The 12,772-nt window shown below is 61.8% G+C and carries 3 protein-coding genes; all 3 read left to right on the top strand.

The window, feature by feature from the left end:
• Positions 1–337: 337 nt before the first annotated feature.
• The 3 genes from ACFYX3_RS41685 (at position 338) to ACFYX3_RS41675 (ending at position 12,738) form a co-directional block, all read left to right on the top strand.
• A complete protein-coding gene (locus ACFYX3_RS41685; protein ID WP_389025324.1) occupies positions 338–4,666 on the top strand; it encodes a LamG-like jellyroll fold domain-containing protein in 4,329 nt (1,442 codons plus the stop codon).
• A gap of 427 nt (positions 4,667–5,093) precedes the next feature.
• Positions 5,094–11,927, top strand: coding sequence for an RHS repeat-associated core domain-containing protein (locus ACFYX3_RS41680; RefSeq protein ID WP_389025322.1), 6,834 nt, complete (start codon positions 5,094–5,096; stop codon positions 11,925–11,927).
• Positions 11,928–12,108: 181 nt separating this feature from the next.
• The gene (locus ACFYX3_RS41675) at positions 12,109–12,738 is read left to right on the top strand and encodes a hypothetical protein (protein WP_389025320.1); all 630 of its coding nucleotides are present in this window, start codon (positions 12,109–12,111) and stop codon (positions 12,736–12,738) included.
• Positions 12,739–12,772 lie beyond the last annotated feature (34 nt).

Here is a 12,772-nt window from a genome sequence, read left to right as displayed (position 1 = left end):
GGTCCGGACGTCCAGCCAGCCGCCTTCCCTTGTAGGCGAGTAGTTCCCGACTGCGCTCAAGAACCTGTGCTTTTCATCACGTAGAGGTGAGGCAACTGTCCGCTTCGCCCATGGCAGTCGATCACAGATGTCGGATCTGTACCCTATCTCGAGGCGGATACTCGCAGGTCATGGACGTTGACACGCTGTTGTCTGGACCATTTCATTCACTTCAAGAAATACGCAGTACGGGGGGAAGTGGGGGGCGTTCGTGCGCTCATATCGTGCGCGTCGAACAAAAGTTCGACATGCGAGTTCAGCAGTTCTGTCCGCAATCATGCTCACAGGGGCAGGAGTCGTGGCAGGTATCGCACCGGCTGCGGCGGTGGTCTCGACAGACGTCGAGCAAACAGGCACCGATGGCAGCCAGCCGGCTGCCGATACGCCTGAGAGTATCGCGCTCCGGGAAGCCAAGGACCGAGGGCAGCCGGTTGATGTTCCCTCGATGCGGGACGAGTTCAGTGAGGTGACGGCGCGTCCTGACGGGATGCTGGAGTCGGTCACTCATGTGCAGCCAGTCCGGACGCGAAAGGATGGCCACTGGGTCGGCGTGGACACCACGCTGCAGGCGGCGCCCGACGGCATGGTGGAACCCAAGGCGGTCCTGCCGGGCCTGGCCTTCTCTGGCGGCGGCGACGACCCCCTGGTCCGTATGACGCGGGCGGGCAAGGTCTTCGAACTGTCCTGGCCCAAGCCCCTTCCTGAGCCGCAACTTCAGGGGGACAGCGCGCTCTATTCCTCGGTGCTGCCCGGCGTCGATCTGAAGATGACCGCCACCCGCACTGGCTACAACCAGATCCTGGTCGTCAAGACCAGGGAGGCAGCTGCCAATCCCGAACTCCAAACGCTCAGGCTGGGCTTGAACACCGATGGGCTATCCCTTCGCGAGAACGCCGACGGCTCGATCGAGGCCAGCGACACGGCAGCAGGCGGCACAGTCTTCGCCGCCCCGAAGCCGATGATGTACGACTCGTCACAAGCCGCCAAGGAGGGCCCGGGCAACGAACTTGCCCAGGTGGGCAATCCGCAGCCCGCCACCATGTCCCTGACCGCTGACATCGAGTCCGAGAACGAAGCACATGCAGCAACCGTGGGTGTAGAAGTGACGACCGATGGTCAGTCGGCCGGAGAGGAGCAGGCCCTGCTGCTCACTCCCTCGCAGGCGCTTCTGAACGACCCGGACACCGTTTACCCGGTTCACATCGACCCGGCCATGGACACGCCTCACGCCTCCGCTTGGGCCGGCATCTCACAGGCGTACCCCTCCCAGCCATACTACAAATTCACCTACAACAGCACCTACGTACCTGATTTCGGTACTGGCTACTGCGCCTCGCCACGTTGCTCCACCGCAGATGTCAAGCGTGTTCTCTACCGCATTCCGGTGACGAGCAAGTTTGATGGGAAGCACATTCTGTCAGCCGAGTTCAGCGTGTGGGAGTCGCACTCTTACAACTGCACGGCGCGACCGGTTCAGCTCTATCTGACGGGAGGTATCGGCTCTGGCACGACCTGGAACAACTCCTCTAGCGACACGTTCTGGGACACCCGCCTGCAGACTGTGAACGCGGCCAAGGGCTGGAGCGGTACCTGTCCAGCCGGAAATCTGGAGTTCGGTGGAACCACAGGGGCGGTGAAGGACGCTGTCCAGCGGATCGTCAACGGAACTGGTACCAGCATCACCTTCGGCTTGAGGGCCGAGAACGAGTCGGCCTCGGGCGCTGACGCCTGGAAGCGGTTCACCGACGATGCAAGCCTGAGTGTCAGGTACAACCTTCCGCCGCATCAGGCCGCTATGTCGAAGCTCACCATGTCGCCGGGCTCGATCTGCTCGTCATCGGTACTGAAGATCAATCGCATGCCACAGATCACAGCGACCCTGACCGACCCTGACCTCGAGAAGGTAGGTGCACAGTTCGCGGCGGCCTGGGACGCGGGTGACGGGACGGGCTTCAAGCGCCGATGGTGGTCCACCGGGGCCGAAGGCACGGCACCTGCCGCATCAAGCTTCAAAAACTCGGGCTCACCGTTCTCTGTAACGCTCCCTACGAGCGTGCCCAAGAACAAGACGGTGGGATGGGAGGTCCGCGGCTGGGACGGAGCCGAATGGGGTTTGTGGAGCTCGGCCGGCAACACACAAACCGACTGCTACTTCCATGTGGACACGACGTTCCCTGCTGGCCCATCGGTAACTTCCGACGACTACCCTGGTAGCCACGATATGCAGGACTCGCTTCCCTGGACCGATGGAGTCGGCAAGTACGGCACATTCGTCATCGACAGCACATCCACTGACGTCGTCAAGTATCAGTATGGATTCGACACCGATGCTTCCGCGAACAATGAGATAGCGACGACGGGCGGCGGCGCACGAACCGTCACCCTGCTCATGCAGACAGCCGGGCCGCACATGATCTCGGTGAAGGCGATCGACAACGCGGGTAACGCAACTCAATCTGAGCCGTACTACTTCAATGTCTGGGGCGGTCACCCTCAGCGCGCAGGCTGGTCGATGGATGACGCTGCTAACGCTGGCGCACTGGCCTCTGTCGGAGGCACCTTCGACGCCACTTTTGACTCAAGTGCATTGATCGGAGCGGACGCCAGCCTCAATGACGCGACCCCTGGAGTGGAAGGGTACAGCGGCAACGCCGTGGCACTGTATGGGAAGCCTGCTGGCCACTTCGACACAGATCGCGCGGTCCTTGAGACCAATCGCAGCTTCACCATGTCTGCGTGGGTCAAGCCGAAATCCATCAACCCCGTAGCGTCTGCCGCACTCGCGCAGCTTGGCCAGCGCCACTCGATCACCCTGGGCGCCATCGGCGCCAAGTGGGCGATTAAGGCCCCCTCCACGGACAGCTCGGCCTCGGACAGCACGTGGTACAACTCAACATCCTCGGCCACTGTGGTCGTCGACAAATGGACGCACCTTGCCGGTGTCTACAACGCCTCTGCCAAGACGTTGACAATCTATGTCGACGGAGTGCCGGGCACTCCTGCCACGAACGTCACGATGTGGTCTGCTCGCGGCAAGATGATGTTCGGCGGCATGCAGTATGCCGGGAAGTTGTGTGACCCGTGGGACGGATCGATTGACGACATCGCAGTCTGGGACCGAGCTCTGTCAAGTTCCGAGCTAAGCGAAGCAGCCCAGGGCCGGCCGGTCACCACAGGCTTGCCTGCCAAGGCCGTGTGGGATCTCAACGATTCCGGCAGCACCATGACCGGGCGCTCCGAGACGGCAGACGCTACTTTGTACGGTGGCGTGGCCACCGCAGTGAGCGGTATTGCTGGCAAGGCTGCCCGCTTTGACGGTGTCGACGACTACGCCCGTACCACGCGTCCGCAGGTGGACGGAACCCGAAGTTTCGCTGTGTCCACCTGGGTTCGCATCCCCACCCCCGCCGCGGGCGACATCCGACCCAGAATGATTGCAACTCAGAACGGCGTGAACCAGAACGAGTTCTCCCTCTACTACTCCGCCGCCGACAAAAAGTGGAAGTTCGGCCGCTACACGGAAGACGCTGCGTCGGCCACTCTCATCACAACCCAACAACCGGTGTGCACCGGCCCAGTGGCAGGAGCGCCGTGCTTTGGGCAACCCAACAACGAGTGGACACACCTGCTGGGAGTATCTGACGCGAAGACCGGAAAGCTACGGCTCTTCGTCAACGGATACCAAGTGAGCGAGACCGCATACACCCAAGTCAAGCCATGGGCAAGCCCTGGAGGCCTGCAGCTCGGCGCAGTCAATCGTGCCGGTACCAACGCCGAGTTCCTGGGCGGAGACATCGATGATGTTCGCGTCTACGACCGGGTCGTCACCGCGGATGAAGCGAAGCTCCTGGTCAAGCAGCGCCCGCAGGTCGGCGGACGCTGGAAGTTCAATGAAGCTTCCGGCACCCCTCTCACCTCTCCTGACGAATCAGTGCCGGCCGAGCCGGCCGTTCTATACAGCGGTGCTCAGATCAACTCGGGCGGAGGTTACCTCGCCACAGGGAGCCTGATACTTGACGGCACCGACGACTACGCAGCCACAACGCGGATGCCCGTGTATACGGGGCAGAGTTTCAGTGTCACCGCCTGGGCCGCGACCGCATCCATTTCCCCCACGCGAGACATGACCGTTCTCTCAATCGCAGGGGCGAAGCAGAGTGCCATCGAGGTGGGCTGGGACTACATCAGCACGGTTGCGGGGGAGCCTGTCGGACAGTGGAAGGTGAGCGTCACCTCGGAAGACGGAACCGAGTCGACCCGAACAAGCGCGGAACACACCTACGACGGCAGCATCCGCATGGGGACCTGGAACCACCTCGCTGTGGTCTACGACGGATTCGCCGATCAGCTCTCCCTCTACGTCAACGGGTCCCTCGAGAACCAACTCTGCCCCGACGACGCCCCAAGCGGCACGTGCACCGATCACGTCTCCTGGGCTACGGCGGTACAGCCGTTTGTCGCAAGCAACCAGGTCCAGTTCGGCCGCAACATCGCTAACGGTGCATGGGGTTCGTACTTCTCTGGCGAAATCGATGACGTGTGGATCTACCAGGGCATCCTCAGCCCCGCCCAGGTCATTACCCTCGCCGACCCGAACATCGAACTCGACACGGCAACGGGACCATAGCCCCTTCACCGGTTCCTGCGTGGGGTGGACGCAAGACCCACCCCACGCAGAATTCACACCCACTATCCGGGACGGGGCGCCGCGACACTGCTCCCCGTCCCTTGCCAAAGACGAAGGCTGCATTCGCCAGCCTCGCAACGTACCCAAACCCTCCTGGAAGTTCCTTTCTATGCAGCGACACAAGGCAATACGGAGACGCGGACTCGCCCGCGTATCCGTCGTCATGAGCGGGATCCTGCTCGGGACGCTCATCCAAGGCCTGCCGACAGCGGTCTCCCCAGCCCAAGCCGATGACAACCGGCCCAACGCCACCTCGCACGAGCGGCCGGTAAAGGGGACCACCGCCACGCCGAAACCGCGCCGCGTGGACTACCGGCCCCCCGCACCCAGGCCGGCAACGAAGTGGCCAGCCGCCGGGACGCTACGCGTGGAACTGCCGGCCCCGAACAGAACCGCAGGCACGCCCGGCAAACCTCCAAGCCCCGTTACCTTCGCTGCCCCGACCCTGCACAAGAACACGGCCCGCAAGGGGCTGCAGCAGACGACCGCGGCGAAGGCAGACCTCCGCTTCTTCGACCGGTCCACCGCCAAGCGGACAGGCATCGACGGCGTCCTGCTCGCTCTCGACAACGCGACTGCAGGCACCAAGACCGACCCGCTCAAGACCAAGGTCACCCTTGACTACAGCGGATTCGCCCGAGCCGCAGGCGGCGGCTACGGCTCCCGCCTGCGCCTGGTTCAGCTTCCAGCCTGCGCGCTCACCACACCTGAGAAGCCCGAGTGCCGCACGCAGACTCCGCTTCCGGGCAGTAACAACACCGAAGCCGAGACGCTCACAGCCGACGCCGTATCCATCCCGCCGGCCGCTCTCGAGGGTCTGCAGACGCAGCTGACCGCCGCCGCGGCAGGCGCGACTGTCCTTGCCGCCGTTTCGGGAACATCCAGCCTGTCCGGAGACTTCAAGGGCAGTACGCTGGGCTCCTCCGCTACGTGGAGTACTGCTCTCAACACCGGCGCCTTTTCATGGTCGTACGGCATAGAAGTACCTTCCACACCGGGGGACCTGACACCAAACGTGTCAATGTCCTACTCCTCAGCCTCACTCGACGGCCGCACTGTCAACAGCAACAACCAAGCCTCCTGGGCCGGCGACGGCTTCGACATCTCCCCGGGCTTCGTCGAACGTTCCTATAAGCCCTGCGCCGATGAAGGTGTGAAGAAGGACGGCGTCGCTATCGGCGACCTGTGCTGGGCCTACGACAACGCCACCATCAGCTTCGACGGCCACGCCGGCGAACTGATCCCCGTCGCGAAGGACGAATGGCGGATCAAGGGGGATGATGGCACCAAGGTCACACGTACCAAAGACATGGCCCGCGGCAACGACGACAACGACGGCGAGTACTTCACCGCCGTCACCCCCGAGGGCACCACCTACTACTTCGGCTACAACCGTCTGACTAACTGGGCCACTGGAAAGCCGGAAACCAAATCCGTCTTCACTGTCCCGGTCTACGGCAACAACACCGGCGAGCCCTGCAACACCTCCGACATCAAGACGTCCTGGTGCCAGCAAGGATGGCGCTGGAACCTCGACATGGTGGTCGACGCCAAGGGCAACGACATCACCTACTGGTACGCCCAGGAAGCCAACTCCTACGGCCGCTACCTCACCGCCGCCGACGACACCCCCTACGTGCGTGGTGGAACCCTCGACCACATCGAGTATGGCCAGCAGCAGAGCGACATCTACTCTGCCACCGTCAAGCCGATGGCCAAGGTCAACTTCACCCCCGCCGAGCGCTGCCTCGAAACGACCACCGGCTTGTGCGACCCAGCGAAGATCGATATCAACCGCCAGTACTGGTACGACACGCCCTGGGACATGAACTGCAAGGCCGGCACCGACTGCAACGCGGGCCGTCTCTCCCCGACGTTCTTCACCCGCACCCGGCTCGCTCAGATCAAGACGCAAACGCTGCAGGCGGATGGGACTTACAAGGACATCGACTCCTGGACACTGAAGCACAAGTGGGGCACCGCTGACTCCGATTACCAGCTGCTCCTCGAATCGATCGAACGCACGGGTCTTGCCGGTCCCACTCCGGTGAGTCTGCCTGCAACGACCCTCACCTATACACAGCTCACCAACCGCCTGGACAAGACCGGTGACGGCCGCGCGCCGTTCGTCAAGGAACGGCTCGGCACCATCGATGACGAGGGCGGCGGCCAGCTCGACATCAACTACTCCGGTGCGTCCTGTACCTGGGCCAGCCTGCCCACACCACAGAGCAACACCACACGCTGCTACCCCCAGAAGTATCAGGCCAGCAACGAGAGCCCGATCACGGACGAGTGGTTCAACAAGTACGTCGTCGATGCCGTGCTCGCCACCGACCGCACCGGCAAGTCGGCCGACATGGTTACCCGATACACCTACCTGGGGACCCCTGCCTGGCACTTTGACGACGATGACGGCCTGACCAAGGAGAAGCTCAAGACCTGGTCACAGTGGCGCGGCTACAACCACACCCGAGTCCAGACCGGTTCCGTCCTTGAGATGTCCTCCCAAACGGATCACTGGTTCCTCCGCGGCATGGACGGAGACCGCAGCGACCCCGCGGACAAGACCAAGACACGAGACATCTCCTTCGCTGACGGAGAAGGCGGCACCCTCGTCGACGACCCCGCGTGGGCCGGCTTTGAATACCGCACCGAGGCATATGACGTCCCGTTCCCGAACGGCAAGATCCTCAACAAGGCCGTCAACAAGCCCTGGAAGAAACAGACAGCATCCCGCGTCCGGGACTGGGGCACCACTACAGCCAACCTCACCGGTACCGAAGTCGCACGCACCTTCACCTCGCTCGACAACGGTGCCGGAGCCGAGTGGCGAGAGGTCCGATCCGAGACCGTCTTCGACGGGTTCGGTCGCGCCACACAGACCGAACAGTTCGGCGACGTAACCGTAGCGACCGACGATCAGTGCACACGGACGACCTACCCTGAGGACACCAGCCCCCGGATCCTCAACACCCCTATCCACACCGAAACTGTCGCCGCCAACTGTGCCACGGCTGTCAATCGTGACACCCGCGCCGACGGCACCTCTGCGGTCATCTCCGACACCCGCACCCGCTACGACGGCAAGGCCTACGGCGCAGCACCCACCAAGGGCCTGCCCACCCTGGTCGAAACGCTCAAGCACCGCTCCGGGAACAAGGCCACCTACCTCGACAACGCAGCAACCTTCGACATCTACGGCCGCCCGCTGACCACCACAGCCCTCGCATCCACCACCCTCTTCGACCCGACCAACGAGTCAGCAACCCCCGTCACTACCGCCAACAGCGGCGCCAGAACCACCACCACCGGCTACACCCCTGCCACCGGCCGACCTACCAAGGTTGTTACCACCACACCTCCCGCAACCGTGGGAGTAGCTGCATCGACACACACCACCACCACCACGCTGGACACCCTGCGTGGCCTCCCCACCACCGAGACCGACGCCAACAACCTGCGCACCGATGCCACCTACGACGCGCTCGGCCGGCAACTCAAGCTCTGGAAGCCCGACCGCTCCAAGACCAGCGGGCAAACCCCGAACGTCGAATACCGCTATCAAACCCCCACAAGCGATATTCAATCCGTCGAAACGCTCACGCTCAACAACGACGGATCCCAGACATCAGGCTTCACCCTCTACGACGGATTCGGGCGGCCACGCCAGACGCAAACTCCCGGTGACAGCAACGGAAAGATCCTCACGGACACCTTCTACGACGCCCGTGGCAACGTAGAACGTACCCACGCTCCCTATTACGCGACCGGATCCCCTTCAGGGCAACTGTTCAAGCTGGAAGACACCACGGGCGTCGAATCCCAGACCACCACGGAATACGATGGCCTGAGCCGCCAGACTAAAGTCACCCAACTCGCTGGCAATGGCGTCGGCAGCAAGACCCTTTCCATTACTCGCACCATCTACGGCGGCGACCGCGTTACGGTAATTCCGCCCAAGGGCGGCACCACCAGGACCTCGATAGCCGACTCAACCGGCCGCGTGATTCTCCTCAAGGAGTACCACGGCACCGAACCTGAGGGACCAGCCGACAGCACCACCTACGAGTACGACCCATCCGGCCAGCTCATCAAGCTCACGGACCCCTCGAAGAATGTCTGGGAATGGACCTACGACCAGCTTGGTCACCAGGTTGCTTCTACCGATCCCGACGCAGGCACCACCATCAAGAAGTACAACGACAAGGGTGAGCTGACCAGTACAACGGACGGCAACACCAAGACCGTCGCCTACGCATACGACAATCTCTCGCGCCAGATCGAATCACGCGAGGGCAGTATTACCGGTCCTCTCCTGACGTCCCAGACCTGGGACCCCGCAGGAAACAAGGGCATGGCCGGCAGCTCCACCCGCTACATCACCCTCGGTACCACTACCTATCAGTACAAGACAACCGCCAACATCTACGACGCCCTCTACCGGCCTACACGCACAACCCTCACCGTCCCCTCCATCCCCGGGCAGGAAGCCCTCGCTGGCAGCTACATCACGGGCACTGCATACAACCTTGACGGCACAGTGAGGTCCGTCGCCTACCCGGCTGCAGGAAACCTTGCCGCCGAATCACTCGCCTTCACATACGACAACCTGCACCGCCCCGTCACAGCCAGCAGCAACCTCTCCGGGTACCTGGGCAAGCAGACCTACAGCCTCACCGGAAAGCCCCTGCAGTCCACACTCAACGCCGGCGGCAAAAGCATCTGGACTACCAACGCTTGGGAATTCGGAACCCAGCGCCTGTCCGGGACACGCACGGACCTCGAAGGTGGCAACGGCGCCGAACGCGCCACCGCCTATACCTACGACGAGGTCGGCAACGTCACCACACTCAGCGACATCTCTCGCTACGGCCAGGACACTCAGTGCTTCACCTACGATCACCTCGCACGCCTGACCGAAGCATTCACTCCCGCATCCCCCATTTGCCCAGCCGAACCCTCCGCAGAGACCACACTCGGCGGCCCCGCACCGTACTGGACCAGCTGGACCTACAACACCGACGGAACCCGTAATACCGAAACGCAGCACGATCCGTCCGGCACTACCACCGCTGACAAGGTTCGTACCTACACCTATCCGACCGGTGGGGCAGCCCGGCCGCACTCCCTTCTGGGAACCAGCACCCTCACAGGCGGCGTCGGCACCCCAGTCACTGAGTCGTACAAGTACGACGATGCAGGCAACACCACCGAACGCCACCGAGCCCCTGAAACCGGTACCACAAGCGACCAGATCCTGACCTGGAACGCGGAAGGCAACCTCACCAAGGTCACGGACACCGTCAAGAAACTCAGCGGTTCCACCACCGTTACCACCACAGAGGCAACCGACTACGTCTACGCCGCAGACGGCAGCAGACTCCTCACCCACACCCTCGACACGGCCAACCCCACCGCGGAGAGCACCACACTCCACCTGGGATCCACGGAACTCAAACTCGCCAAGGGGGCTACCAAGCCCACCGCCACGCGGTACTACGAACTCGGCGCGGCCACGGCCGTCCGGACTGACAGCAACAACGTCTCTTTCCAGGTCACCGACCATCACAACACCGGCACTCTCGACATCGACGCCTCCGGCGCCACCGTCGATCAACGCCGCATGACACCGTTCGGGAAGATCCGGGGCAGCGCGCCAACCGACTGGGCCGGCACCCGCGGTTTCATCGGCGGCACGATGGACCCCACCGATCTGACCCACCTCGGAGCACGTGAGTACGACCCGGACACCGGCCGCTTCATCAGCGTCGACCCGGTACTGGCACCCCAGGACGTCCAGTCACTCAACGGATACGTCTACGCCAATAACAACCCGATGACGCTGAGCGACCCTAGTGGGCAGCGTCCGGATGGAGCTTGTAGCGGGCGCTGCACCGACGGCTCACGCGAATCCTGGAGCGGCGGCCCGGGAAACTGGCAATACACCATTATTTCCAAGCCGAATAAATCCGGTGTAGTGAAGGTGCAGCGGGTCGACTTCCGTGATCAAAACCGCTCTTTCACTGTCTATGCAAAGGTGATTCCGCCGAAGAAGCCGAAGCCCAAGGGTGAAATAGTAACCAAGAATGGCGCCCCTTACGTCAATGGCGTATGTGTTTATGCCATGGGGTCAGGATGTGGAGGTGATATTACGCGCCGAGAAGGACCTTCGACTACGGACATCCCTGACCTTCCTTGTGCCCCTGGTGAGTGGCAGGCTGTGTGTGACCTGCGCAACGAGATGTATAAGTTCGGTCAGATAAGTGGCATGACCGGAGGATCCATCGGGTTCTTTGGACTCCGAGGCGGCGGCGGGAGAGTTTCGACAGGAAAGCCTAAAGCACGCCCGGGGGACTGTGCCCACTCGTTTCCCAAGGGCTCCCTCGTCCTGATGGCCGATGGGACAACTAAGCCGATCGAAGAAGTAGAGATCGGCAATGAAGTCCTAGCCGCAGACCCCAAGACGAACAAGACAACCAGGGGGAAGGTCGACGCCACCTTCCTCACCCCTAATGATCGCCAGTTCACCACTATCACGGTCGGGACCAAGGGAGATCGCCTTACAGCGACAGGCCATCACCCCATGTGGTCACCCAGTGAGCGCGCGTGGGTCAATGCCTCCGATGTCAAGCAGGGCATGACGCTGCAGTCGGCTACGGGTCAAGAGCTGGAAGTCACGGCTGTGCGCCACTTCGAGCGCACACAAGCAGCGCATGACCTGACCGTTCGCGACATTCATACGTACTACGTACTAGCGGGCGCTAACCCCATCTTGGTCCATAACTGCGACAAGCTGTGGGAGCCGGGTCGAGAAGGCGTCGACAACCACCCTCAAGGATCCCTTCCGGCGGGCGCTGGAATTCCACGTGGAGCAACCCTCGAGCCGGGGGAGTATCATTTCATTGTTCGTCAGGATGGTTCCCTGCGTGCCATGCAGAACGAAGAAATGTGGGAGCTCAATCCGGACGCCGGACACACCTCACTAGGGGATGGTAAGGGTGTTCTGATGGCTGGCACGTTTGATGTGGGCGCAGATGGCTCGATTTCCAGGGTCGATAACTTCTCTGGGCACTACCGTCCGACAGATTCACCGGGATCGAATCGATTGCTCGACGTCACGCGGGGGGCCTTTCAGCGTCATGGTTGGGACTTCGCTGACAGCGCCTGGGACTATTACGCTGGACCGCCGGGGCGCTGAAACCGGCGCATAATGTTGGGGGTAGCTTAGTTTGGCTACCCCCAACAGCTTTTAGAAACTGCAACAAGAGGTGGCGATGGATATTTCTTCTTACCCTAGTCCTGAGGTGCTCCTGGGGCGCCTTCTGGAAGTTCAGGAACCTGTTATCCGGGAGGATGGGAGGAGATTTCCTGCGTTCTCCATGGAGGATCTGAAGGATGAGGCGTATATTTGTCGGCTTGCGGATGGTGTAGGTATGCGCAAGTACGACCTATTCCTTGTTGCGGGCCTGACCGTTCCGGATAGTGCATTGGCTTTTGATAAGGCCTCTCAGCGTGAACTTCCGCAACTGGTTCGTCTGGCGCTCTCCTTGTCTACCTCCAGTAGGCGGCAACTTCGTGATTTTGTGCAATCGGTGAATGATTTGCCGATGGATTCCCATTCGAGGGATGTCCCCGCTTTTGAGAGTTACCCACCGGGTTTCGGGTCGCTGCTTGTTCGGATGCTTGGGCTCCGCAATCTGGGATGGTCCTCGGCGGCAAAGGTGATGTACCTGATGTCCGGTGTCCATCTATCGGCTGCAACAATCGGAGCAGTGGGTCGTGGCGCCAAGGAGCTTGATGCCGAAATCCTCAGTGGATTTTCCGCTGTGCTCGGCATTCCGATTGAGACCCTAAGCGTAATGACTGGTGTGCAGCGAGCAGTGGAAAGATGCAAAACTTCGGAGCGGAATGCGGACGTGGCCGCGCTTCTTTGGGATATTCGGCATTTCGCTGCAGGGCAAGTGCAGGAAGCTGTACGGCGAGCAAATGAATTGAAGGAAGGTGTGTGAAATCTTCGTGGTGAATCTCTGGTAGGAACGTGCT

Source organism: Streptomyces sp. NPDC002463, assembly GCF_042889835.1.
GTDB lineage: Bacteria > Actinomycetota > Actinomycetes > Streptomycetales > Streptomycetaceae > Streptomyces > Streptomyces nymphaeiformis.
The sequence above is the reverse complement of the archived record's forward strand: the minus strand, read 5'-3'. Positions and strand labels throughout refer to the sequence as shown.

What these genes read in the sequence shown, in the direction of transcription:
- ACFYX3_RS41675 (WP_389025320.1), top strand. Translation starts at nt 12,109, where the DNA reads ATGGAGGATCTGAAGGATGAGGCGTATATTTGTCGGCTTGCGGATGGT.